This is a genomic window from Agrobacterium tumefaciens (assembly GCA_025560025.1).
GTDB lineage: Bacteria > Pseudomonadota > Alphaproteobacteria > Rhizobiales > Rhizobiaceae > Agrobacterium.
Window position 1 is genome coordinate 2,827,559 of record CP048485.1, and the last position, 22,566, is coordinate 2,850,124.

Here is a 22,566-nt window from a genome sequence, read left to right on the forward strand (position 1 = left end):
TATGATCGCTTCTCTCTCAAAACCACAGCCAGATTGAGTTCGCATGTTTGATACCAAGATCGCCATCATCCTTCGCGATGACCTTGCCGTGTGGCAAAAACTGAACGTCACCGCATTCCTTATGTCCGGTATTGTCGCCCAGACCGGAGAAATCATCGGAGAACCATACCGCGACGGGGCGGGCAACGTCTATAATCCCCTGTCCGTCCAGCCCGTTGTCGTCATGGCCACGGATCAGGAGGCGCTGCGTAAAATCCATCAGCGATCCCTCGAACGCGATGTTACGACGTCGCTCTATATCGAAGAAATGTTCTCCACCGGGCACGATGTCGCCAACCGTCAGGTATTCTTGGAGTTTTCTCCTGACAACGCCAGAGTGGTCGGCATGGCGCTGAGGGCGGATAAGAAGATCGTCGACAAGATCACCAAAGGCGCGAAGTTACACGATTGAGAATCGTGTCGCCAAACAAAAAGGGAGGCCGAAAGCCTCCCTTGTAAAAAACAATGCGATGGAGCCGCTTATTCGTCGTTCATCTTCAAGGCGGCGATGAAGGCTTCCTGCGGAATTTCCACCTTGCCGAACTGGCGCATGCGCTTCTTGCCTTCCTTCTGCTTGTCCAGAAGCTTGCGTTTGCGCGTCGCATCGCCGCCATAGCATTTCGCCGTCACGTCCTTGCGCAGCGCGCGTACGGTTTCGCGGGCGATGACCTTGCCGCCGATGGCTGCCTGGATCGGGATCTGGAACATGTGCGGCGGAATGAGTTCCTTCAGCTTTTCGCACATGCCGCGTCCGCGCCGGTCGGCCGCCGAGCGGTGCACCAGCATCGACAGCGCATCCACCGGATCGCCGTTGACGAGGATCGACATCTTGACGAGATCGCCTTCGCGATAGTCGATGATGTTGTAGTCGAACGAGGCGTAACCCTTGGAGATGGATTTCAGCCGGTCGTAGAAATCGAACACCACTTCGTTGAGCGGCAATTCATAGGTGATCATCGCGCGGTTGCCGACATAGGTCAGCTCCGTCTGCAGGCCGCGCCGGTCCTGACAGAGTTTCAGGATGCCGCCGAGATATTCGTCCGGCGTCAGGATCGTCGCCTTGATCCACGGCTCGCGGATTTCCTTGATCTTCACAACGTCAGGCATGTCGGCCGGGTTGTGAAGTTCCTTCTCCGTGCCATCCGTCAGTGTCATTTCATAGACAACCGAAGGCGCCGTGGCGACGAGATCGAGATTGAACTCGCGCTCGAGGCGTTCCTGAATGATCTCGAGATGCAGCAGGCCGAGGAAGCCGCAGCGGAAACCGAAGCCGAGGGCGGCGGAGGATTCCATTTCAAAGGAGAAGGAGGCGTCGTTGAGGCGAAGCTTGCCCACCGCCGCGCGCAAATCTTCGAAGTCGGCCGCGTCGACCGGGAAGAGGCCGCAGAATACCACGGGCTGCGCCGGCTTGAAGCCGGGCAGGGCCTGCGCCGTCGGGCGCTTGTCGTCGGTGATGGTGTCGCCAACACGCGTATCGGCGACTTCCTTGATTGAGGCGGTGATGAAACCGATCTCGCCGGGGCCGAGGCTGTCGACATTGACCATCTTCGGGGTCAGCACGCCAACGCGCTCGATGCCGTATTTCGCGCCGGAACCCATCATGCGGATCTGCTGGCCCTTGCTCAGCACACCGTCGATGACGCGCACGAGAACCATGACGCCGAGATAGGTGTCGTACCAGCTATCGACCAGCAGGGCTTTCAGCGGTCCGTTTTCGCCGACTTCGCTCTTCGGCGGCGGCAGACGGTGGACGATGGCTTCCAGAACATCGGGAATGCCAAGACCGGTCTTAGCGGAAATCATCACGGCGTCAGAAGCATCGATGCCGATCACTTCTTCGATCTGTTCCTTGATGCGGTCGGGCTCGGCCGCCGGCAGGTCGATCTTGTTCAGTACCGTGACCAGCTCGTGATCGTTGTCGATCGCCTGATAGACGTTGGCGAGCGTCTGGGCTTCCACGCCCTGCGATGCGTCCACCACCAGCAGCGAACCTTCACAGGCCGAAAGCGAGCGGGACACTTCATAGGCAAAGTCGACGTGGCCGGGGGTGTCGATGAGGTTCAGCACATAGGTCTCGCCGTTATTCGCCTTGTAATGCAGGCGCACGGTCTGGGCCTTGATGGTGATGCCGCGCTCGCGTTCGATATCCATCGAATCGAGAACCTGTTCCGACATGTCGCGTTCGGCAAGGCCGCCCGTCGACTGGATCAACCGGTCGGCCAGCGTCGATTTGCCGTGATCGATGTGGGCAACGATCGAGAAGTTGCGGATATGGTCCAGGGGCGTGCGGGTCGAATTTGTGCTCATGTCCCGCGCTATAGCAGGGGCTTGTCACACCGCAAAGCGGGAATTTGGTTAAAAGCCTTTTAAAATGGGCTTTTCAGATCGCAAATTGCTCCGGCCAGTCGCGGCGGGTGGCCACCTGTCCTTCGGTTCGGAGCCTTGCGACGGCGGCAAGATCGATATCGGCAATCAGAAGCGTGCTCTGTGTCACCGCATCGCTTTCGCTTTCCGCGACGATACCGGATGCGGGCATGCCGTAGTCGGACGGCACGTAAAGGGCGGCGCGGCCGCGATTCTCATCGACGGCGGGAGACCATGGGGCCTCCCCCGCCGTGGGGGCGGAAAGAACGGCATATTGATTTTCCAGCGCCCGTGCCTGCGCGCCAATCCGCACCCGGTAAGCGCCCGCCAGCGTGTCGGTGCAGCTGGGGGCGAGAACGAGTTCGACGCCCAGCTCCGCCAGCCTGCGGCCCAGCATCGGAAACTCGTTGTCGTAGCAGATGAGAATGCCGAGCCTGCCGATTGGCGTCGCGAAGGCTTTCAGACCCTCGATGCCGGCATCAATGTTCCATTGCTCCCGCTCGAAACGGGTCATGATCTGCTTGTCCTGATAACCGATCAGCCCATCCGGGCCGAACAGCCATGCGCGGTTGCGGAACTTGCCGTCGGGGTCCTTCACCGGCGCGCTACCCGGCTGGAAGAGGATTTGATGTTGCCGCGCCAGTTCCTCGCAAAGCTCCACCCAGGAGGGGATCAGTCGTTGAAGTTCTTCAATGGAACGATGCAGATCGGCCCGGATATCTGGCGGCAATTGCCCGGTCAGCGTCATCGCCGAATATTCCGGCAAAAGCAGCAGCTCGGCACCCTTTTCCTTCGCCTCGCGGACAATGGCGGAAAGATGTGCGGCGTAAGCCTCCCATGTCTCGATCAGTTCGATGGCATATTGGCTGGCGGCAACTCGGGTCATCTGTTTCCGTCTCCTGCGGCGATGTTCTTCATCCAGAAGGACAGGGGTTTCGGGCTTTCGGCGCTTTCGTCGAGGTCCTGCCATGTGAAACTGGTGCGCAGTTCCGGGTGATGGCGATAACCGCGCTTTTCCCAGAAGGCGTTCAGCGGAACGTAGTCCGCCGGCCGGCGTGGATGGTCTGCGGGCCGCTCCACCGCACAGAAAGTGCACCGCTCGAAGCCGAGCCGCCTTGCATGCGCCTCCCGTTCCTCGAAGAAGCGCACGCCGACGCCATGGCCGCGATAGCCGGGCAGCAGCACGCTTTCACCGAAGTAGAATATCCGGTCCGGATCGTAACCCGCTTTGACGAAAGGCGTCTTTACCTCTTCGGTCTCCGACACCATCGGCATGCCGGTCGACATGCCGACCACTTTGCCGCCATCGAGCGCCAGAACGAAAACCGCGCCGTCCGTATCGGCATAGGTCGCGAGATAGTTGCGCTCATAGTCCAGCGAGCCATCATAGAGATAGGGAAAGGCGCGGAATACTTCGATCCGCAGCCGCGCCAGGTCATCGAAATAGGGGACGGCGTCGATGCCGGAAAGAGACTTGATTTCGACGGTCATGGGCATTTTCACTTTCGGTTGCACTGGTTATACCGTCATGGAAAACCCGCGCAAGCATTGAACGGAGAAGACGATGACCGCCACAGAGACCATCCGCGCTTACTACGATGCCTTCAACCGTCAGGACATGGATGCCTTTCTGGCCCTTCTTCACGATGAGGTGGTGCATGACATCAATCAGGGCGAGCGCCAGACCGGCAAGGCCGCTTTCGCCTCCTTCATGGACCACATGAACCGCTGCTATAAGGAAAATCTCACCGACATGGTGATCATGGCGAGCGACGACGGCAAGCGTGCTTCCGCGGAATTCATCGTGAACGGCGAATATCTCGCAACCGATGAAGGTTTGCCCGAAGCCGATGGCCAGAAATACGTCCTGCCAGCCGGTGCCTTCTTTGATCTCAAGGACGGGAAAGTTAGTCGAGTAACGAACTACTATAATCTGAACGACTGGATTGCCCAGGTTGGCGCCTGAGACACGCATTTTGCTGCCAAACAACCGGCGGCAAACACGATGATCAATTTCCACTGTCATGGATATTGACTCCATCATATGAGAGTGCAATTCTCATATGATGGAAAACGAAGATCATATTCTTGAACGCTCTATCGGGGAGCGGATCAAAACATTGCGGGCTGAAAACGGCCTGACGCTGGACCGGCTTGCGTCCGAATCCGGCGTCAGTCGCGCCATGATTTCCCGGATCGAGCGTGGTGAGGCGAGCCCCACGGCCTCGCTGCTGGCCCGCATCTGCGCAGCCCTTGGCCTTTCGCTCTCCGGTTTCTTCGCCGAAAACGAAGAGGCTGTTTCCCCGCTCATGAAAAAGCGTGATCAGCAGCTCTGGAAAGATCCGGAGACCGGTTATGTCCGCCGCGCCATTTCCCCGCCGCGTGTGGGATCCGATGTCGATATCGTTGAAGTCGAATTTCCGGCTGGTGCGCGCGTGGGTTTCCCTCCGCATGCGGCGAGCCGGGGGATGACGCAATATGTCTGGCTTTTCGAAGGTGTGCTGGAAATGACGAGCGGCGGAGACGTTCACCGGCTGGAACCCGGCGATTGCCTTTTCATGCCGGTTGGCGAGGGGCATGTTTTCCACAATCCTACCGAAAAACCCGCCCGTTATGCCGTCGTACTGGATCAAAGACAGCGCTGATTTTCCCGACAGGAGTTCATATGACCACCATCCGCGTGTTGAACGGGCAAGAGACCATCGATGTCTTGCCCGAACTCTGTGAGGTTCTGGCTGCCTGTGTGAACGGCGGCGCATCCGTCGGTTTCATGTTGCCTTTTTCGCCGCAGGATGCGCAGCCTTTCTGGCAGGCCGTTGCAGAAGCGGCAGGCGAGGGCAGCACCATTCACGTGGTGGCGGAGGTGGATGGCAGGGTGGTGGGCACTGTTCAGGTCGGCCTTGCCTCCAAACCCAACCAGCCGCATCGCGGCGATCTGATGAAGCTCCTCGTGCACCCGTCCGCGCGGGGCCTCGGGCTTGCCCGCAAACTCATGCAAAAGGTGGAAGAGGAGGCGGCGAAACGTGGTCGTACCCTTTTGGTGCTGGATACGGCCACGGGCAGCGACGCCGAGGCGATTTATCCTCGCCTCGGCTGGGAGCGGGTCGGCGTCATCCCCGATTACGCTTTGTTTCCGGATGGACGCTTTTGCGGCACGACCCTGTTTTACAAGCGGATCGGCTAGGCCTCTCAGTCTGCCGCCTTACTGACCCGGCTTAAGCGTGCGGTTGAAGGCGGCAGCGATCATCGTCTCCAATTGTGCGTGAATATCCGCACGGTCCCGTGGTCCGGCCGGTTCGCAGATCGGATCGCGCTCGCCGACGGATTTGAGAAAGGCGTCGGCACCCGGTTTGCACAGCGGCAGGAAGCTGAAATGATTGGCCTCATCTACCTGCTGATAGGTCGCGCCGGGCACTTCGTCCGCGAGTTTATCCGCAAGCACGGCGGGCGGAATTTTGCCCCTGCTGCCCAGATTGATGAAGGTCAGCGGAATATCGATCTGCTTCAGGCTATCAGGCTGAAAGGCGAGCGCCAGACCGGGATCAACCAGCACTGCGGAACGGATGCGGGGATCGCGGTTCTGCTGCTCGAAACGGGCCTTGTCGAGGGTTCTGAGATCGAGCTTCGGCACGTCGACCGCCTCGTCATTGAGGTAACCCCGGCCACCGGCGAACCATTGGCAATCCATCATCGTGGAATAGTCTTTGCAATAGCGCGCATAGGCATCGAGATCGGCGCGCGCACCCGAAATCTCCATCGCCGCGCTACCGCCGAGCGAAAAGCCGAGCACGCCAATCCTTTGCGCGTCAATCGCGCTCGACCATTTGCCCTTCGCCGTTAGAACAGTGACAATCGTGGAGAGATCGTCCTTTCGCTCCCAGATTTTCGGCGTGTCGGCGGGTGTGGAATCGCCGCTAGTCGTGCCGGGGTGGTTGGCTCCCGCCACAATGAAACCTTCGCTCGCAAGTCTTGCGGCTATCCACGCCATGCCGGACACTCGTGAACCCGAGCCGTGGGATAGAAGCACAAGCGGCAGGCGCCCCGGTTTCACGGCGCCATCCTTGACCATTGGCGTGCCCTGAAAAATCCGGTCATCGCCGGAAAGCGTCTGCGTGCCCTTTCCGTCGGATGGGTACCAGATTGTGACGGCAAGGTCCTTGCCGCGTGCTGGCGAATGGATGGTGGTTTCGCTGACGCCGACAGCCTCGCCTGCAAGAACAGGCTGGGTGACGAGAGCTGAAAACAGGATGGTCGTGATGGTGGTGATAGGGCGCATGAAAACCTCGTGCGGTTGGAAAGAACGGGGTTCAATCTGCGCCGCGACATGTTTTTTGCGTCCTTGATCGTGTTAAAGGTCGTCCCGAAACGCGATCTGGTCCATGAATTGGCGATATAGGCCGTTGTTCCGGGGATATTCATTCGTGCTGTTCATTCCGCTGCCTTTCGTCGTGGCGCTTCTGCTGGTTGTCATGTTCATCGTTTTCTTGCGAGGCGGAGACGATGTGCGAACCAATCGGGCCTTTCTGACGCTGATCACGCTTTGTGCCGTGCAATCTGTCCTTGTCGGCCTGCGCTGGGGGTATGGCGTCAGCGAAACGCGTTATGTTTTGCCGGTCCTCGCCGCCTGCCTGCCGCCGCTCGTCTACATCGCTTTTCGTGGGCTGATGAGAGTGGCGGCCGAGAGCAGGATAGCGATGCTCGCCAACCTCGTCCTGTCGCCTTTGCTCGTCGTCATCATGGAATTCACCTGGCCGATGGCGATTGATCTTGCGCTGATTGTCATCTTTGTCGGCCACGCCATTGCCCTGCTTCTTCTTGGCAGAAAGGGCCCAGATGGGCTGGACGAGGCGCAATTTGCCAGCGTCACCTCGGCGCACCGGGCGCTTATTATCGCTGCCATCGCTCTTTGTGTTTCTGCCCTGTTTGATCTTCTGGTGTTTTTCGATTTCGAATGGGCGCATGGGCAGAATGTTGCAGCGCTGGTCAGCAACGCCAATCTTTTCGGCCTGCTGCTGATTGGCCTCATGGCCGCGCTGGCCGGCAGGAGCAAGGCGCCGCAAACAGCCATAGAACCTATCGCGGAATTGTCAGCGTCGGCGGAGCCATCGGAACAGGATTGGGATATCGTTGCAAGGGTTGACCGGCTGATGGAGACGCAGGCGCTTTACCGCGACGAGAACCTCAACCTGTCGCGGCTTGCAAGACGCCTCGGCCTGCCGAGCCGGCAGATATCAGGCGCGATTAACCGCTCGCTCGGCGTCAATGTCTCGCAATATGTCAACCAGTTGCGCATCCGCGAAGCCTGCCGGCTGCTGGAAGAGACGGAGCAATCGGTGACGGCGATCATGCTATCCTCCGGCTTCCAGACCAAGTCCAACTTCAACCGCGAATTTCGCCGCGTCACCGGCATGAGCCCGGTCGACTGGCGGGAGCGTGAAGTGTGGAAGCTGGTCTCGCCAAACAAAACGGTCACCCGGCCGATACCGGATGACCGTCTCAAGATCGTCGGAAAATGATGGGGGATCAGAGCGTGCCGTTGCGCTGCTGGATCATCATGTAGGTGTCATAGGTATATTCGGCGATCTGCGCCCAGAGATAGGCGTCCTTCTTGAAGGCCTGCTGGCTCTCGTAGATCTTCTTGAAGCTTTCGTTCTTGGCCGAAATCTCCGCATAGGTGTCCTGGGCCGCCTTGTGGCAGACATCGAGGATTTCCTGGCTGAAGGGGCGCAGGATGGCGCCCTGCGCCACGAGTTCCTTCAGTGCCTTGGGATTGCGGGCGTCGTAACGTTCCAGCATGCTGGCGCTGCCAGCGGCGCAGGCGTCTTTCAGGATGCGCTTGTAGTTCTCCGGCAACTCATTGAACTTCTGCAGGTTCACGAAGGCATGCACGGCCGGGCCGCCTTCCCACCATGCCGGGTAGTAGTAATATTTCGCGACCTTGTAGAAGCCGAGCTTCTGGTCGTCATAGGGGCCGACGAATTCGGTGGCGTCAATCGTGCCCTTTTCCAGAGCCGCATAGACATCGCCGCCGGCGATCTGCTGCGGTGTCACGCCGACCTTCTGCATCACCTGGCCGGTCAGGCCGGCAATGCGCATCTTCAGGCCCTTGAGGTCATCGATGGTGTTGATTTCCTTGCGGAACCAGCCACCCATCTGGGCACCGGTATTGCCGAGCAGGATCGAGTAGATATTGTGCTGCGCCAAGAACTCATTGAGCAACTCGTTGCCGCCGGCCTGATTGAACCAGGCATTGGTCTGGCGTGCATTGAGGCCGAAGGGAACCGAGGTTCCGAGCGCGAAGGTCGGATCCTTGCCAACGTAATAATAGGCGCAGGTATGCGCCATTTCGACGGTCCCGGCCGTCACCGCATCTGCCGCCTGCAGCGCCGGCACGATTTCGCCGCCAGCGAAATGCTGGATGACAAAGTTTCCGCCAGAAGCTTCCTTGACATGATCGGCAACCATCTGGCCGGAGCCGAAAAGAATGTCGAGGCCCTTGGTGAAGGACGATGTCATGCGCCAGGTGATCTTGGGGTTTTCCTGCGCGATAGCCGGAGCGGCCAGTGCCGTTGCGGTAACACCGGCGCCAAGAGCGCCTGCCTTGCGGATAAATGATCTGCGATCCATGTCGATGAGCCCTGCTATGTCTGCATATTACAGGCGAACCGCACGGTACGCCTCCCGCTGGCTACTAAACATTTATCCTTGTTACCATCAAGGGGAATGTTTCAAACTCGCGCGCTCTTCTGCGACGCTTGCCGATTGTTGCTTTGGCACCCTATCACGCCCTTCTTGTGACCATGCCTCAGATGTATTTATGGCTGCGCGCGATTTAATGCGGGGTCATCCAGCGCGGGGTTGTAAAATAACGAAAGCGTCAGGCTTCTGGCGATGCGTTCGGCCGTTTCCATGAACCAGTCATGGGCCTGTCTGCTCGGCGCGATATCGTCGAGCGTGGTCGAAAATAGCGCGAGCCATTGGGGGAAAAGTTCGGCAGTCATATCTTTTACGCCCAGATGGGCCTGCACGGGCTTGCCGCCGTAACCGCCATTCTTGAAGGCGACTGCCGACCAGAACTGTTTCATCCTGGCCATGTGTTCCGGCCAGCGTCCGGCAAGCCGCGCGTCAAAGACTGGCCCGAGCGTCGGGTGTTGCAGAACGCGAGCGTAGAATGTCTCCACCAGCAGATCAACGAAACCGGCATCGACGCCGATCTCTGCCATGGCTTTTTCCGCCCTGTGCTGAATTTCCGCGCTGTGGGCGGCTCTGGCCGTAACGTCATTCTGCATGGTGTTTCCTTTTTTGCGAATTTACCCCGCTGCGATGTGGCCTGCAATGCGACCCTTTGCCTTATTAGAATTATTCTAAGAAGGCTTGATCCCGGTGCGATGCGGATGTATTTAGAATTATTCTAAAAAGGTTTTCAACCATGTTTCGCAGTCTTTTTTCCCTGTCCAAACGTCCCTTTTCCTCCCTCGGCGAGCAGGAAATCCTCGCGCTCGCCATTTCCTCAGAAGAAGACGATTCCCGTATCTATCGCTCCTATGCCGATCATCTGCGTGCACAATATCCGCAGTCCGCAAAAGTCTTCGATGATATGGCCGAGGTCGAGCAGCAGCATCGAAACGTGCTGATCGACATGCATCGCCGCCGCTTCGGAGAAACCATCCCACTGATCCGCCGCGAACATGTGCGTGGTTTTTATGAGCGCACCCCGGACTGGCTGGTGAAGAACCTGTCGCTCGAAAAAATCCGCGCCCAGGCCGAATTGATGGAAGCCCAGGCGATCCGCTTCTACGATGAGGCTCTCAAGCGCACCAGCGATGCCTCGACGCGCAAGCTCCTCGGCGATCTGGCCGAGGCGGAGCGGGGTCACGAAGACATCGCGCAGATGCTGGAAGAAAAACACCTCGATGAAAACGGCAAGACCGAAGAGGCGGAAACCGCAAAACGGCAATTTCTTCTGACCTATATTCAGCCGGGCCTTGCGGGGCTTATGGATGGCTCCGTCTCGACGCTCGCGCCGATTTTCGCGGCAGCCTTTGCCACGCAGGATACCTGGCAGACCTTCCTTATCGGCCTCTCGGCCTCTGTCGGTGCGGGCATCTCCATGGGCTTTACCGAGGCCGCCCATGATGACGGCAAGCTTTCTGGCCGCGGTTCTCCGGTAAAGCGGGGCCTGGCCTCAGGCATTATGACGGCCATCGGTGGTCTCGGCCACGCATTGCCCTATCTCATTCCGCATTTCTGGACGGCAACGGCAATTGCTGCCGTCGTCGTTTTCGTGGAACTCTGGGCCATCGCCTTTATTCAGAACCGCTTCATGGAAACGCCGTTCCTGCGGGCAGTGTTTCAGGTGGTGCTTGGCGGCTCGCTGGTACTCGCGGCCGGTATCATCATCGGCAACGGGTGAGAGCTGGAAAGGCTGCGAGAATAATGACCGAGGCTTGTCGGATAACGGCCTTGCCTAAAACGCGACGTCATTCTCGGGCTTGACCCGAGAATCCATAAGCCACTGAAATTGTGGATCCTCGGGTCAAGCCCGAGGATGACGGAGGCAAGGTTCTCCAGCCGATCAGCGCAATGCGCCAACCAGAACGTCGCGGCCATCCTCGATGGAGACCCAGCGGCCCGTATTGAAGGACGCCTGCCGCTTCAGATAGGTATAGTTGGTGTCGGTCCAGAGCTTCACGTCGTCGGTGAGATTGTCGAGAATGTAGTCACCGTCGGTCGTCCTGAGCGTCAGCACGGCATGGCCTTCGCCGTCCGGTTTGCGCACAACGGTGATCAGCAGGTCGGCGACGGAGAAACCGCGCTCGATGAGCTTCTTGCGCTTCAGCAGCACGAAGTCTTCACAGTCGCCGGCGGTCGTCGGATATTCCCAGACCTCGTCCTTGCCGTAGATTTCCTGATCGGTCATCGCGACGACGGTGGCATTGACGGAGGTATTGATTTCGCGAACAACACCCCAGCCATAGTCCGTGACGCGCGGCGGCGGCGTCATCTTGCTGCGAATATTGCACTCGTCCGCATATTTCTGACAGAATTCATAATGACCGATCGGCTGGGATGTAATTCCGCCCGTCACCATGGAAGGGCTTCCCTTGGTTTCCGCCATGGCGGAAGCAGCAGTCATTAGCCCGGCGGCAACTGCAGACAGCAGCGCACGCGCCAGCGGTGCGTTCATCATGAAACCCGTCCCTTAAATTCTTAACGAAAAGTTAAGAGGGATAGGGGGTTTGAGTCAATCGCTAGCAAACGGCGGTGCGCAAGACTCGTTGAATATGGTTAAGAGCGTTGCGCAAATGCCTATATTGCAAGGGCTTTGACGGCTGCCAGCATTCTGTCGATATCCTGGGGCCGGGAAAGCCGGTGGTCACCGTCACGGATCAGGGTCAGGACGACATCATCGGCGGGAAGATGTTCCATAAGCTTCAGCGCATGCTGATAGGGAACATCGGGATCGCGCATGCCCTGCAGGATGTGAACGGGGCAGCCGGTCGTGATGATGCCCTTGAGGACCCGGTTCTGCTTCCCGTCTTCCATGAGCGCACGGGTGAAGATGTTGGGCTCGGGGCTGTATTCCGAATGTTCCTCGAAGTAGCCCTTTTCCTCGAGCGACGCCTTTTCAGCATCGCTCAGGCTCGGCTCTATCAGTTCTGCAGTGAAATCGGGCGCTGGCGCAATCAGGACCAGCCCCGCGACGGATGGCGCGTCGCCGCTTTTGCGCAACTCCTCGACCATGCGCAGTGCAATCCATCCGCCCATTGAAGAGCCGATGAGGATGACGCGCGATGGCGCCTTCGCCCGCACCACGGCAAGCGCTTCTTCCAGCCATCTTGAGATCGTGCCCTTCTTGAAGTCGCCGCCGGAAGCGCCGTGGCCGGAATAATCGAGCCGCAAACAGGAAAGGCCGTTTTCCGCCGCAAAGCGATCGAGTTCGACCGCCTTGGTTCCGGTCATGTCGGAACGATAGCCGCCCAGCCAGACCAGCATGGGCGTGTTCGCGCCCGAAGCCGCCGGGCGATGAAGAAAGGCGATATCGCGGGCATCGTCGCCCGCCCCTACGTGCAGGAATTCAGCGGCTTGTTCGGTCATGTATATGCAATTCTCCTGATTTTCGTGCAATATCGGCGGCGTATTTGCAAAAACCGTGGCAACAGGTGATCTTTTCGGGCAGATATGCTATTGACTTCGCCACGGCAATAACGACATTTCCGCCGCTTGTACCAAACAAGCTGTTTTTTGCTGACGTGATCCAGAAACAGATCAGGAGAATACGACCATTCGCAGACCTTTCAAAGCCGATGCCCCCGTCAAGGAGGGGCCGCGCTCCAACCGGGAAATTCGGGTTCCCAGAGTTCAGCTTATTGATGAAGAAGGCCAGAACCTCGGTAGCATGCCGACGGATCAGGCTTTGAAGATGGCGGAGGAGGCTGGTCTCGATCTCGTTGAGATTTCGCCGAACGCTGAACCGCCGGTATGCAAGATCCTCGATCTCGGCAAGCTGAAATACTCGACCCAGAAGAAGGCGGCCGAGGCGCGCAAGAAACAGAAGATCGTTGAGGTCAAGGAAATCAAGATGCGCCCCAACATCGACACGCATGACTATGACGTGAAGATGAAGGCGATGAACCGGTTCTTTGACGAAGGCGACAAGGTGAAGGTAACGCTGAAGTTCCGTGGCCGCGAAATGGCCCACCAGGAACTTGGCATGAAGCTTCTCCTTCAGGTGAAGGAAGACACCCAGGCAATTGCCAAGGTTGAAGCCGAGCCGAAGCTGGAAGGCCGTCAGATGATGATGGTTCTCGCCCCGAAATAATCTTTTTACGCGTTCACATCACTGGCGCGTATCCCACCGCAAGGGGAAATTCTCATTCCCCGTTGCGCTTTTAGCCGACTGCGGTTATAAGCGCGCGTCCGAACGGTCCGGCAGGGCATGCCGAGGCCGTTCCTGAATAGCTTGAAATAGGCCTCGTCTGCCTGTTTCGATACAAAAAACGGAGTAGCAAAATGCCCAAGATGAAGACGAAGTCCGCTGCAAAGAAGCGGTTCAAGATCACCGCTACCGGCAAGGTTGTTGCAGCCGCCGCCGGTAAGCGCCACGGCATGATCAAGCGTACCAACAAGTTCATTCGCGACGCGCGTGGAACCATGGTTCTCGCCGAAGCTGACGGCAAGAAGGTCGTCAAGAACTACCTGCCGAACGGTCTCTGAGACTTTTCCGCACTTTTGGACACTTTAAGGAGATCATGACATGGCACGCGTAAAACGTGGCGTAACTTCCCGCGCCAAGCACACCAAGACACTCAAGGCAGCCAAGGGCTTCTACGGCCGCCGCAAGAACACCATCCGCGCAGCAAAGGCTGCCGTGGATCGTTCCAAGCAGTACGCTTACCGCGACCGCAAGGTCAACAAGCGCAACTTCCGCGCTCTGTGGATCCAGCGTATCAACGCTGCTGTTCGCGAATTCGGCCTGACCTACGGCCGCTTCATCGACGGTCTGAACAAGGCTGGCATCGAAGTCGACCGCAAGGTTCTGTCCGACATGGCTATCCATGAGCCGGCAGCATTCGGCGCGCTCGTTGAAGCAGCGAAGAAGGCGCTTGAGTACCTCAAGGATGCTGGTACGGCCAACGAGTTTGAAACCGCTGTAAAGTAATTACGGCGCGGACAATCTGTTGTTCATTTGAAACCCGCGCCGGTTCTCCGGCGCGGGTTTTTTATTTTTGGAATCCACGGCAGTTCCTGCAGGGCGTGCAAGCACCGTGCATACGGATCAAAGAAAAAGGGTGGAGCATCTGGCCGGGTTTCGGTCGGCAAATTCCTGGGGGTAAAAATGGTGGTTGCCGCAAGCGAGGCGGAAAAAGTGAAGGGTTTCCACGTCCATCTTGAAGATGGCGATATCGCGGCCCTGATGCAGGCTCTGCTCAAGAGTGAGCGACGGGTGCAGAAACTCGAGCTTTCCACAACGACCGTCTGGATCAAGCGTCAGGGCACGGAAACGCCGTCCTGGTGGATAAAGCTGCAGACATTTCTCGCCAAACTGCTGCCCTATACCTTCATGCGACCTTCTCCGCCGCTTGATGGCGCAGGCCTGATGCGCCGCGAACTTGAAACGCTTCACGTCTTCAAGGCGCGGGGTTTCCTTGTGCCTCCCGTCATCTATTCCTCGCTGACGGCGGTCGTGCTGGGAGATGTCGGCCCGACCGTGATGGAGCGCATGGACGCGATGAAGGTCGCAACGCCCGTGGAGCATGACGCCTTGCTGGTGAAATCCGCCGAAGCGCTCGGCGAGTTGCATGCGGCGGGCCTTTGCCACGGACGGCCGCATGTGCGCGACTTCTTTATCCAGGATGGGCGCATAGGCTTCATGGATTTCGAGGAGCGCCCGCAGGAGGTCATGCCGCTTGAGACGGCGCAGGCGCGCGATGTCTGGCTGCTGTTTTTACAGGTCGCGACCCGGGCCTGCGATGCGCCGAAAACCTGCGATGCGGCCTTTGCCCGCTGGCGCGAAAACGCCCCGCCACGGGCGCTGGAAGAATTGTGCCGTCTGACCGGCATTCTGGGGCGTTTTTTACCGGTTGCCCGGTTGATCGGGCGCGTGCGGATGGGTAGTGATCTGCGACGCTTTATCATGGCGACCGACTATCTGATGAATGCTGTGAACCCCGAAGCCGCTGTTAAAAATACCGGCAAGGCAGGAAAAGATGACTGAACTTGATACCTTGAAATCGCAACTGATGTCGGAGATCGCCGCCGCTGCCGATGAGCCGGCCATCGAAGCCGTGCGCGTCTCCGCGCTTGGCAAGAAGGGCTCGGTTTCAGAACTTCTGAAGACGCTGGGATCGATGACGCCGGAAGAGCGCCAGACCCGGGGCGCTGCCATCAACCAGCTGAAGACCGAAATCACCGACCTCATCGGCGAACGCAAGAACGGCCTGAAGGATGCCGCCATTGCCGCGCGCCTGAAGGCGGAAACGCTGGATGTCAGCCTGCCGGTTCGCCAGTCGCCGGCCGAGCGCGGCCGCATTCATCCCATCAGCCAGATCGTCGACGAGATCACCGCGATCTTCGCGGATATGGGTTTCTCGATCGCCGAGGGTCCGGACATCGAGACCGATTACTACAACTTCACGGCGCTGAATTTTCCCGAAGGCCATCCGGCCCGCGAGATGCACGACACGTTCTTCTTCCAGCCGGATGAAAACGGCGAGCGCAAGGTGCTGCGCACTCACACCTCGCCGGTGCAGATCCGCACCATGGAAAGCCAGAAGCCCCCGATCCGCATCGTCATTCCCGGCAAGACCTACCGTCAGGATTCCGACGCCACCCACTCGCCGATGTTCCATCAGGTCGAAGGCCTTGTCATCGACAAGAAGGCGCATGTCGGCAATCTGCGCTGGATTCTGGAAGAATTCTGCAAGACCTTCTTCGAGGTCGACAGTGTCGTCATGCGCTTCCGCCCGTCCTTCTTCCCCTTCACGGAGCCGAGCTTCGAGGTGGATATCCAGTGTGATCGTTCCGGCCCCATCGTCAAGTTCGGTGAAGGCAACGACTGGATGGAAATCCTCGGCTGCGGCATGGTGCACCCGAATGTGCTGCGCGCCGGCGGGCTGGACCCCGATGAATATCAGGGCTTTGCCTGGGGCATGGGCCTCGACCGCATCGCCATGCTGAAATACGGCATGCCGGACCTGCGGGATTTCTTCAACGCCGATGTCCGCTGGATGAACCACTACGGCTTCCGCCCGCTCGACATTCCGACGCTGTTCGGCGGTTTGAGTAACTGATATGAATCAAATACTTATCACAACATCGTTGGCATTGCTTAGTGCTATCATCGGTGGTGTGATAGGTTCTTATGCCACTCATCGTTTTTCGTCTTACAGAGAGCAAAGCAATAAGCGACGCGAGTTGATCGTGAAGTATCTGCTCGAGTCTTATGACGCGATTGCCGCTGTCTCGTTCCTAGACCCTAAGGATGAAGCGCAGGCAATTGAAAGAGCCGTCGATAGAATACAAATTTTTGGTGAGCCTGAGCTTCTCGCCCTGACGAAGAGATTTGCCGAAGAAATCAGGCTTTCTGGCCAGTCGAATACGAATGAGTTGATGATGAATCTGCGGGCACAAATTCGTCGCGAGCTAGGGCTTAAGCCCGTGTCAAACGAATTTACGATCTTACGGTTTCACGAGTTGAAAGAAGCAAAAAGATGAAATTCACACTTTCCTGGCTGAAAGAGCATCTCGAAACCGATGCGACACTGGACGAGATTTGCGAGCGGCTGACGGCGATTGGCCTCGAGGTCGAGGACGTCGACGACAAGGCGGCATACAAGCCCTTCGTCATCGCCAAGGTGGTTTCCGCTGAAAAACATCCTGAGGCCGACCGCCTCAAGGTGCTGATGGTCGATGCCGGTGACGGCAAGCCGGTGCAGATCGTCTGCGGTGCGCCGAATGCACGCGCCGGCCTCGTCGGCGCGCTCGCGCGTCCGGGCATGTATGTTCCGGGCATCGATGTCACGCTGGCCATTGGCAAGATACGCGGCGTCGAAAGCCATGGCATGATGTGCTCCGAAAAGGAGCTGAACATTTCCGACGATCACGACGGCATCATCGACCTGCCGGAAGACGCGCCGGTCGGCACCTCTTTCGCCACCTATGCCGGGCTCGACGATCCGGTCATCGAAATCAACCTGACGCCGAACCGCCCGGATTGCACCTCGATCTACGGTATTGCCCGCGATCTCGCTGCTTCCGGTCTCGGCAAGCTGAAAACGAGACCCCTGCCGTCCTTGAAGATCGAAGGCGCAACCCCGGTCAACGTGAAGCTTGAGCTGGACGATGCGGCGCTCTGCCCTGGATTTTCGCTGCGCATCGTGCGCGGCGTGAAGAATGGCCCTAGCCCGAAGTGGATGCAGCAGCGACTGCTGGCAATCGGCCTGCGTCCCATCAATGCACTTGTCGACATCACCAACTACATGACCTTTGATCAGGGCCGGCCGATGCACGTCTTCGACGCCGCCAAGGTCAAGGGCGATCTTACGGTTCGTCGTGCAAAAGAGGGCGAGACGATCCTCGCGCTCGACCAGCGTGAATATAAGCTCGGCCCGAACAATGTCGTCATCGCCGACGAGAAAGGCCTCGAATCCATCGGCGGCGTCATGGGCGGTGAACATTCCGGCTGCGACGAAAACACCGTTGACGTATTGATCGAGTCTGCCCTTTGGGATCCGATCAACATCGCCAAGACCGGCCGTTCGCTCGGCATCATCACCGATGCGCGTTATCGTTTCGAGCGTGGCGTCGATCCGGAATATATGGTTCCGGGTCTGGAACGCACCACCGAACTGGTTCTGGTACTGTGTGGCGGCGTCGCCGGCGAAGCCAAGGTCGTCGGTTACAAGGGCCATCAGGCCAAGGTCGTTGATTTTCCGCTGGCGGAAGTGAAGCGCCTGACGGGTCTGGAAGTCTCGGCGGAAGAGAGCCTCACCATTCTCAAAGGCCTCGGTTTTGGCGTGGAGGGAACGGGCGAACGCGTATCCGTCACCGTGCCGTCGTGGCGTCCGGATGTTGATGGCAAGGCCGATCTGGTCGAAGAAGTCATGCGCATCCATGGCGTCGACAATATCAAGCCGGAACCGCTGGAAAGCTTTGGCGCGGTCAACGGCCGCATTCTGACGACGCTGCAGATCCGCACCCGCACTGCGCGCCGTGCCTTGGCAAGCCGTGGCATGCTGGAAGCCGTCACGTGGTCCTTCATTCCTGAAGCCCAGGCGAAGCTTTTCGGCGGCGGTTCCCCCGCTCTGAAGCTGGCCAACCCCATCGCAGCCGATATGTCGGACATGCGTCCTTCGCTGCTGCCGGGCCTTCTGACCGCAGCACAGCGCAATGCCGACAAGGGCCATGGCGACGTGGCGATCTTCGAGGTCTCCGGCACCTATGAGGGTGATACGCCGGAAACCCAGCGCCGTGTGGCCGGCGGAGTTCGCCGTGGCACGGCCTCGCTCGCAGGCAGCGGCCGCATGTGGTCCAACACTGTCAAGGGCGGTGGCAAGCCTGTTGATGTCTATGACGCCAAGGCCGATGCGCTGGCGGTGCTGGAAGCCTGCGGCCTGCCCATGGCCAATGTGCAGATCGAAGCCGGCGGTCCCGGCTGGTATCACCCCGGCCGCTCCGGCACCATCAAGATGGGTCCGAAGGTCGTGCTCGGTTATTTCGGTGAATTCCACCCGAAGACGCTGTCAGAGCTGGATGTTTCCGGTGTCTATAGCGGTTTCGAGATCTATCTCGACGCCATGTCGGAGCCGAAGAAGAAGGCGACCCGCACCAAGCCCGCACTTGAACTCTCGCCTTTCCAGGCGGTCAAACGCGACTTCGCCTTCGTCGTCGACAAGTCGGTCGAAGCGGGCGCCATCATCAAGGCCGCAACAAGCGCCGATCGCAAATTGATCACCGGTGTCAACGTCTTTGACGTTTTCGAAGGTGCATCGCTTGGCGAAAACCGCAAGTCCATCGCCATTGAGGTTCAGATCCAGCCGGTCGATAAGACGCTGACCGATGAGGATTTCGAGGCCTTGACGGCCAAGATCGTCGGCAATGTCGAGAAATCCACGGGCGGCGTTCTGCGCGCCTGAAAACGGGTGACGGAATGAAAAAAGCCGCGGCAACTGCCGCGGCTTTTTGTTTTATCGGTTGGCCATCCGTGACATCTGTTCTGGATAACGTGCGCCGGCGACTTTTGCAGGCGAAAGCAGCGCCCCGAGGCTGGCGGCTTCTTCTGCTGTCAGCGACACCTCCGCTGCGGCAACGTTCTTCTCCAGATTGGCGATTTTTGTCGTGCCGGGAATAGGAACAATGAAGTCGCCCTGCGCCAAAACCCAGGCCAGCGCCAGTTGTCCGGCGGTCACGCCCTTCTCAGTCGCCATGTCCTCCAGAAGCTTGATGAGCGCCAGATTGGCGTCGAAGTTTTCGCTCTGGAAGCGCGGCAGGCCGCGGCGGAAGTCGTCGGATGCGAGGCCGTCGAGCGTCTTTAATGCGCCAGTCAAAGCGCCGCGCCCGAGCGGGCTGAAGGGGACGAAGCCGATGCCAAGTTCGCGGCAGGTTTCCAGCACGCCGTTTTCCTCCACGTCGCGGGTCCACAGCGAATATTCGCTCTGTATGGCCGCGATCGGATGAACGGCGTGCGCTTTGCGAAGTGTCTCGGCGCTCGCTTCCGACAGACCGAGATGTTTCACTTTGCCCTGCTGGACCAGCTCGGCCATGGCGCCTACCGTATCTTCGATCGGAACATTCGGATCGACGCGATGCTGGTAGAACAGGTCGATCTCATCGACGCCAAGGCGTTTGAGAGAGGCCTCGGCGACGGCGCGCACATTTTCCGGGCGGCTGTCGGTGCCTACCATCATCTGGCCAGCGGGTTTGCTGCTGTCGATTTTGAAGCCGAACTTGGTGGCAATAACCACCTTGTCGCGATAGGGCTTCAAACCCTTGCCGACAAGAATCTCGTTATTGTAAGGCCCGTAAACCTCCGCCGTATCAAAAAAGGTGACGCCGAGTTCGACGGCGCGGTGCAGCGTTGCAATTGCGCTGCTCTCATCGCCGGTCGGGCTATAGGCATGGGTCATGCCCATGCAGCCGAGGCCGAGCGCCGAAACGGAAAGGTTGTTTCCAAGGGTTCTTTTTTTCATCTGTTCGTCCTTCCAAAGGAACCGCCCGTCATCAGGGCGTGATGAGAAAATAGCGTCTCGTGGCGGCAAAAATAATCACTGCAAATCCGTTTGGCTTGTTCTATCATTTAGAACAATGAACCGTGTGCAACTCTCTCAACTGGCCGTTCTCGCCGCCGTTGCCGAAGGCCGCAGCTTTCGCAAGGCCGCCGCCGAACTTGCCATTGCCCCTTCCGCAGTCAGTCATGCGGTGTCGTCGCTGGAGGTAAGCCTTGGCCTGCGGCTGCTTCATCGTACCACCCGCAGCGTTTCACCGACAGAGGAGGGCAAGCGGCTGCTCGAGACGCTTGGCCCGGCGCTTGCCGATATAGACATGGTCATCGAGACACTTGCCGAACAGGGTGGGAGGCCGGCCGGCCCCCTGCGCATCACCTTGCCACGGCTTGCCGCCGAGGACCTCATCGTGCCCCGGCTGGGCGAGTTCCTGCGACTCTATCCCGATATTTCACTCGAAATTTCAACGGATGATCGCTTCGAAGATATCGTTGCGAAGGGTTTTGATGCTGGCCTGCGGCTTGGCGAGCACCTCGAGGCGGATATGATTGCGGTGAAAGCCAGCGGCGCATGGCGCGGTGCGATTGTTGGCGCGCCCTCCTACTTCGCAGAAAATCCACCGCCAATAGACCCAAGGGATCTCATCCGGCATCGTTGCATCCGCCGGCGTTTCGCCAGCGGCTTCATCTATCGCTGGGAACTGGAGAAGAATGGCAAGCCGCTGGTGGTTGATGTCCAAGGGCCGCTGATCCTGTCGGACCAGAGCCTCATTCGCCGGGCAGCGATTGACGGCGCAGGGCTGGCCTTCGTTTTCGAGCAGCGTGTCGAGGACGATATCAGGGAGGGAAGGCTGATCCGTGTGCTGGAGGACTGGTGCGCGCCCTTCGATGGCTTTTATATCTATTATCCCTCGCGCCGGCAGATGCGGCCGGCGCTGAGGGCTTTTGTGGATTTCTTCCGTTTCCGGGGCGATCAGAACTTGATGCGATAGCGGATATGGCCGTCGCTTTTCACGTAGCTGTCATAGAGCTTCTGGGCGCGGTGGTTATCCTCGCCGGTGTGCCAGTACAGCCGTGACCAACCCTTGTCCTTGCAGATGGCGACGAGATCATCCATCAGCGCCCGGCCCGTTCCCTTGCCGCGGATTTCGCCATCGACGAACAGATCTTCCAGATAGCAGTCGGGCGTCTTCACCCAGGTGGAATCATGGAAGTGGTGAATGGCGAAACCGGCCATGCGGTCGCCGAGCAACGCCACCCGCATGGAGACGCGGGATGCGGGGTCAAGGATACGCGCCCAGGTATGAGCGGTCACGTCATCGGCAAGATCGACATCGTAAAAGGCGAGGTAGTCGTTCCACAGGCGCAGCCATTCCGTCCGGTCAGCCGGCTGCGCGTCGCGAATTGTGAGCTCCATGTTATGCGCCCGCCTTGTCGAGCAGCGTCATCATCTCATCCGTCAGCTTTAACTCGACGGCGCGTTTGAAGCTTTCGAGCTGGGACAGGCTGGTGGCGCTGGCAATCGGTGCGGTTATCGCCTTCTTTCGCAACAGCCAGGCCAAGGCGATATCCGCAAGCTTCGCGCCAGTTTCCACTGCCACCGCATCCATGGCGCCGAGGACGGCAAGACCGCGCGTATTGACATATTCGCCTACACGGTAGCTGCGGGCGACGCCTTCCGTATCGGCCTTGGCACGATATTTCCCGGTCAGGAATCCGGCGGCGAGGCTGTAATAATTGATGACGCCGATCTCTTCCTTCTGGCAAAGTTCAGCAAGCGGGCCTTCGAAATCCGCGCGGTTATAGAGATTATATTCCGGCTGCAGCACGTCATAACGGGGAAGATTGTTCTTCGCAGCCGTATCCAGCGCCTCCTGAAGCTGGCTTGCCGAATAGTTGGAGCAGCCGATGGCGCGGATTTTTCCCTGTTCCTTCAGCTTTGCGAAGGCGGTGAGTGTTTCCTCCAGCGGCACCTCCGCATCCGGCTTATGGGCGAGGTAAAGGTCGATATAGTCGGTTTGCAGCCGCTTCAGCGAGGCATCGACAGCTTCTGCGATCCATTTGGCGCTGAGGCCGGTCTTCTGGCCGCGATTGTCAAAACCGACCTTGGTGACGATTACCGCATCTTCGCGCTTCACGCTCGACTGCTTCAGCCATTTGCCGATGATGGTTTCGGACTCGCCGCCCTCATGGCCATCCACCCATGCGGAATAGACATCCGCCGTGTCGATGGCGTTGAACCCGGCATCGAAAAAGGCATCGAGCAGGGCAAAGGAAGTCTTCTCGTCCGCTGTCCAGCCGAACACGTTGCCGCCGAAGACGATCGGGGCGATGGAGAGGCCGGTGCGGCCAAGGCTTCGTTTTTCCACGGGGAATGCTCCTGTTGCTGTCATTGTGGCAAGGTTAGCAACTGCTCATCCGCATAACCATTCAATTCCTTT

The 22,566-nt window shown here is 58.7% G+C and carries 25 protein-coding genes; 14 read left to right on the forward strand and 11 right to left on the reverse strand.

Features of this window, described 5'->3' with window-relative positions:
* Window positions 1–43 precede the first annotated feature (43 nt).
* Window positions 44–451 (forward strand): DUF2000 family protein, encoded by a 408-nt coding sequence (locus FY152_13630; protein UXS33086.1) that lies wholly within the window; start codon window positions 44–46, stop codon window positions 449–451.
* Between the two features lie 68 nt (window positions 452–519).
* Here FY152_13630 and lepA read toward each other — a convergent pair whose 3' ends face one another.
* From lepA to FY152_13645, 3 genes are all read right to left on the reverse strand, one after another.
* The gene (lepA, locus tag FY152_13635) at window positions 520–2,358 is read right to left on the reverse strand and encodes an elongation factor 4 (GenBank protein ID UXS33288.1); all 1,839 of its coding nucleotides are present in this window, start codon (window positions 2,356–2,358) and stop codon (window positions 520–522) included.
* Between the two features lie 61 nt (window positions 2,359–2,419).
* A complete protein-coding gene (locus FY152_13640) occupies window positions 2,420–3,289 on the reverse strand; it encodes a carbon-nitrogen hydrolase family protein (protein ID UXS33087.1) in 870 nt (289 codons plus the stop codon).
* On the reverse strand, window positions 3,286–3,894 hold the full coding sequence (locus FY152_13645; GenBank protein UXS33088.1) for a GNAT family N-acetyltransferase: 609 nt from the start codon (window positions 3,892–3,894) through the stop codon (window positions 3,286–3,288). The genes FY152_13640 and FY152_13645 overlap by 4 nt, the downstream gene beginning before the upstream one ends.
* Before the next feature lie 73 nt (window positions 3,895–3,967).
* On the opposite strand from FY152_13645, the gene FY152_13650 reads away from it, so the two are divergent.
* The 3 genes from FY152_13650 to FY152_13660 all read left to right on the forward strand — a co-directional run bounded on the left by FY152_13650 (window position 3,968) and on the right by FY152_13660 (window position 5,587).
* Window positions 3,968–4,369, forward strand: a complete 402-nt coding sequence (locus FY152_13650) for an isopropylmalate/homocitrate/citramalate synthase (GenBank protein UXS33089.1) — start codon at window positions 3,968–3,970, stop codon at window positions 4,367–4,369.
* 97 nt (window positions 4,370–4,466) lie between these two features.
* On the forward strand, window positions 4,467–5,048 hold the full coding sequence (locus FY152_13655) for an XRE family transcriptional regulator (protein ID UXS33090.1): 582 nt from the start codon (window positions 4,467–4,469) through the stop codon (window positions 5,046–5,048).
* Window positions 5,049–5,068: 20 nt separating this feature from the next.
* A complete protein-coding gene (locus FY152_13660) occupies window positions 5,069–5,587 on the forward strand; it encodes a GNAT family N-acetyltransferase (GenBank protein ID UXS33091.1) in 519 nt (172 codons plus the stop codon).
* 18 nt (window positions 5,588–5,605) lie between these two features.
* On the opposite strand, the gene FY152_13665 is transcribed toward FY152_13660, so the two are convergent.
* On the reverse strand, window positions 5,606–6,679 hold the full coding sequence (locus FY152_13665; GenBank protein UXS33092.1) for a dienelactone hydrolase: 1,074 nt from the start codon (window positions 6,677–6,679) through the stop codon (window positions 5,606–5,608).
* 145 nt (window positions 6,680–6,824) lie between these two features.
* On the opposite strand from FY152_13665, the gene FY152_13670 reads away from it, so the two are divergent.
* The gene (locus FY152_13670; protein UXS33093.1) at window positions 6,825–7,919 is read left to right on the forward strand and encodes a helix-turn-helix transcriptional regulator; all 1,095 of its coding nucleotides are present in this window, start codon (window positions 6,825–6,827) and stop codon (window positions 7,917–7,919) included.
* 7 nt (window positions 7,920–7,926) lie between these two features.
* Here the strand turns inward: FY152_13670 and FY152_13675 are convergent, their stop codons facing one another.
* Window positions 7,927–9,030 (reverse strand): TRAP transporter substrate-binding protein, encoded by a 1,104-nt coding sequence (locus FY152_13675; GenBank protein UXS33094.1) that lies wholly within the window; start codon window positions 9,028–9,030, stop codon window positions 7,927–7,929.
* 188 nt (window positions 9,031–9,218) lie between these two features.
* Window positions 9,219–9,692 (reverse strand): truncated hemoglobin, encoded by a 474-nt coding sequence (locus tag FY152_13680; protein ID UXS33095.1) that lies wholly within the window; start codon window positions 9,690–9,692, stop codon window positions 9,219–9,221.
* Between the two features lie 140 nt (window positions 9,693–9,832).
* On the opposite strand from FY152_13680, the gene FY152_13685 reads away from it, so the two are divergent.
* Window positions 9,833–10,816, forward strand: a complete 984-nt coding sequence (locus FY152_13685) for a rubrerythrin family protein (protein UXS33096.1) — start codon at window positions 9,833–9,835, stop codon at window positions 10,814–10,816.
* 162 nt (window positions 10,817–10,978) lie between these two features.
* On the opposite strand, the gene FY152_13690 is transcribed toward FY152_13685, so the two are convergent.
* On the reverse strand, window positions 10,979–11,593 hold the full coding sequence (locus tag FY152_13690; GenBank protein ID UXS33097.1) for a transglutaminase-like cysteine peptidase: 615 nt from the start codon (window positions 11,591–11,593) through the stop codon (window positions 10,979–10,981).
* A gap of 119 nt (window positions 11,594–11,712) precedes the next feature.
* On the reverse strand, window positions 11,713–12,501 hold the full coding sequence (locus FY152_13695) for an alpha/beta hydrolase (protein ID UXS33098.1): 789 nt from the start codon (window positions 12,499–12,501) through the stop codon (window positions 11,713–11,715).
* A 187-nt stretch (window positions 12,502–12,688) separates the two neighbouring features.
* Here FY152_13695 and FY152_13700 point away from each other — a divergent pair, with 187 nt between their 5' ends.
* The 7 genes from FY152_13700 to FY152_13730 all read left to right on the forward strand — a co-directional run bounded on the left by FY152_13700 (window position 12,689) and on the right by FY152_13730 (window position 19,040).
* Window positions 12,689–13,225 carry a translation initiation factor IF-3 gene (locus tag FY152_13700; GenBank protein UXS33289.1) on the forward strand — a complete coding sequence of 179 codons (537 nt, stop codon included), beginning with the start codon at window positions 12,689–12,691 and terminating at the stop codon, window positions 13,223–13,225.
* Window positions 13,226–13,416: 191 nt separating this feature from the next.
* Entirely contained in the window at window positions 13,417–13,620 is a 204-nt protein-coding gene (rpmI, locus tag FY152_13705; GenBank protein UXS33099.1) for a 50S ribosomal protein L35, read from the forward strand.
* A 40-nt stretch (window positions 13,621–13,660) separates the two neighbouring features.
* A complete protein-coding gene (gene rplT / locus FY152_13710) occupies window positions 13,661–14,065 on the forward strand; it encodes a 50S ribosomal protein L20 (GenBank protein UXS33100.1) in 405 nt (134 codons plus the stop codon).
* A gap of 177 nt (window positions 14,066–14,242) precedes the next feature.
* Window positions 14,243–15,121: a serine/threonine protein phosphatase gene (locus tag FY152_13715; GenBank protein ID UXS33101.1), complete on the forward strand. Its 879-nt coding sequence runs from the start codon at window positions 14,243–14,245 to the stop codon at window positions 15,119–15,121.
* Complete coding sequence (gene pheS / locus FY152_13720) at window positions 15,114–16,196, forward strand: phenylalanine--tRNA ligase subunit alpha (protein UXS33102.1); 1,083 nt, start codon at window positions 15,114–15,116, stop codon at window positions 16,194–16,196. Before FY152_13715 ends, pheS begins: the two co-directional genes overlap by 8 nt.
* A gap of 1 nt (window position 16,197) precedes the next feature.
* Window positions 16,198–16,620, forward strand: coding sequence for a hypothetical protein (locus tag FY152_13725; GenBank protein UXS33103.1), 423 nt, complete (start codon window positions 16,198–16,200; stop codon window positions 16,618–16,620).
* Window positions 16,617–19,040 carry a phenylalanine--tRNA ligase subunit beta gene (locus FY152_13730; GenBank protein ID UXS33104.1) on the forward strand — a complete coding sequence of 808 codons (2,424 nt, stop codon included), beginning with the start codon at window positions 16,617–16,619 and terminating at the stop codon, window positions 19,038–19,040. Before FY152_13725 ends, FY152_13730 begins: the two co-directional genes overlap by 4 nt.
* Window positions 19,041–19,091: 51 nt before the next feature.
* Here the strand turns inward: FY152_13730 and FY152_13735 are convergent, their stop codons facing one another.
* A complete protein-coding gene (locus tag FY152_13735; GenBank protein UXS33105.1) occupies window positions 19,092–20,093 on the reverse strand; it encodes an aldo/keto reductase in 1,002 nt (333 codons plus the stop codon).
* 115 nt (window positions 20,094–20,208) lie between these two features.
* Here FY152_13735 and FY152_13740 point away from each other — a divergent pair, with 115 nt between their 5' ends.
* Complete coding sequence (locus FY152_13740) at window positions 20,209–21,117, forward strand: LysR family transcriptional regulator (protein ID UXS33106.1); 909 nt, start codon at window positions 20,209–20,211, stop codon at window positions 21,115–21,117.
* On the opposite strand, the gene FY152_13745 is transcribed toward FY152_13740, so the two are convergent.
* On the reverse strand, window positions 21,099–21,542 hold the full coding sequence (locus FY152_13745; GenBank protein ID UXS33107.1) for a GNAT family N-acetyltransferase: 444 nt from the start codon (window positions 21,540–21,542) through the stop codon (window positions 21,099–21,101). The two genes, FY152_13740 and FY152_13745, sit on opposite strands and share 19 nt — an antisense overlap.
* 1 nt (window position 21,543) lies before the next feature.
* Window positions 21,544–22,494, reverse strand: a complete 951-nt coding sequence (locus tag FY152_13750) for an aldo/keto reductase (protein ID UXS33108.1) — start codon at window positions 22,492–22,494, stop codon at window positions 21,544–21,546.
* Between the last annotated feature and the right edge of the window lie 72 nt (window positions 22,495–22,566).

What these genes read in the sequence shown, in the direction of transcription:
- FY152_13725 (UXS33103.1), top strand. Translation starts at nt 16,198, where the DNA reads ATGAATCAAATACTTATCACAACATCGTTGGCATTGCTTAGTGCTATC.
- FY152_13675 (UXS33094.1), bottom strand. Translation starts at nt 9,030, where the DNA reads ATGGATCGCAGATCATTTATCCGCAAGGCAGGCGCTCTTGGCGCCGGT.
- FY152_13685 (UXS33096.1), top strand. Translation starts at nt 9,833, where the DNA reads ATGTTTCGCAGTCTTTTTTCCCTGTCCAAACGTCCCTTTTCCTCCCTC.
- rplT (UXS33100.1), top strand. Translation starts at nt 13,661, where the DNA reads ATGGCACGCGTAAAACGTGGCGTAACTTCCCGCGCCAAGCACACCAAG.
- FY152_13695 (UXS33098.1), bottom strand. Translation starts at nt 12,501, where the DNA reads ATGACCGAACAAGCCGCTGAATTCCTGCACGTAGGGGCGGGCGACGAT.
- FY152_13645 (UXS33088.1), bottom strand. Translation starts at nt 3,894, where the DNA reads ATGACCGTCGAAATCAAGTCTCTTTCCGGCATCGACGCCGTCCCCTAT.
- FY152_13745 (UXS33107.1), bottom strand. Translation starts at nt 21,542, where the DNA reads ATGGAGCTCACAATTCGCGACGCGCAGCCGGCTGACCGGACGGAATGG.
- FY152_13660 (UXS33091.1), top strand. Translation starts at nt 5,069, where the DNA reads ATGACCACCATCCGCGTGTTGAACGGGCAAGAGACCATCGATGTCTTG.
- FY152_13740 (UXS33106.1), top strand. Translation starts at nt 20,209, where the DNA reads ATGAACCGTGTGCAACTCTCTCAACTGGCCGTTCTCGCCGCCGTTGCC.
- FY152_13630 (UXS33086.1), top strand. Translation starts at nt 44, where the DNA reads ATGTTTGATACCAAGATCGCCATCATCCTTCGCGATGACCTTGCCGTG.
- FY152_13735 (UXS33105.1), bottom strand. Translation starts at nt 20,093, where the DNA reads ATGAAAAAAAGAACCCTTGGAAACAACCTTTCCGTTTCGGCGCTCGGC.
- FY152_13730 (UXS33104.1), top strand. Translation starts at nt 16,617, where the DNA reads ATGAAATTCACACTTTCCTGGCTGAAAGAGCATCTCGAAACCGATGCG.
- FY152_13640 (UXS33087.1), bottom strand. Translation starts at nt 3,289, where the DNA reads ATGACCCGAGTTGCCGCCAGCCAATATGCCATCGAACTGATCGAGACA.
- rpmI (UXS33099.1), top strand. Translation starts at nt 13,417, where the DNA reads ATGCCCAAGATGAAGACGAAGTCCGCTGCAAAGAAGCGGTTCAAGATC.
- FY152_13680 (UXS33095.1), bottom strand. Translation starts at nt 9,692, where the DNA reads ATGCAGAATGACGTTACGGCCAGAGCCGCCCACAGCGCGGAAATTCAG.
- FY152_13655 (UXS33090.1), top strand. Translation starts at nt 4,467, where the DNA reads ATGATGGAAAACGAAGATCATATTCTTGAACGCTCTATCGGGGAGCGG.
- FY152_13665 (UXS33092.1), bottom strand. Translation starts at nt 6,679, where the DNA reads ATGCGCCCTATCACCACCATCACGACCATCCTGTTTTCAGCTCTCGTC.
- pheS (UXS33102.1), top strand. Translation starts at nt 15,114, where the DNA reads ATGACTGAACTTGATACCTTGAAATCGCAACTGATGTCGGAGATCGCC.
- FY152_13715 (UXS33101.1), top strand. Translation starts at nt 14,243, where the DNA reads ATGGTGGTTGCCGCAAGCGAGGCGGAAAAAGTGAAGGGTTTCCACGTC.
- FY152_13650 (UXS33089.1), top strand. Translation starts at nt 3,968, where the DNA reads ATGACCGCCACAGAGACCATCCGCGCTTACTACGATGCCTTCAACCGT.
- FY152_13690 (UXS33097.1), bottom strand. Translation starts at nt 11,593, where the DNA reads ATGATGAACGCACCGCTGGCGCGTGCGCTGCTGTCTGCAGTTGCCGCC.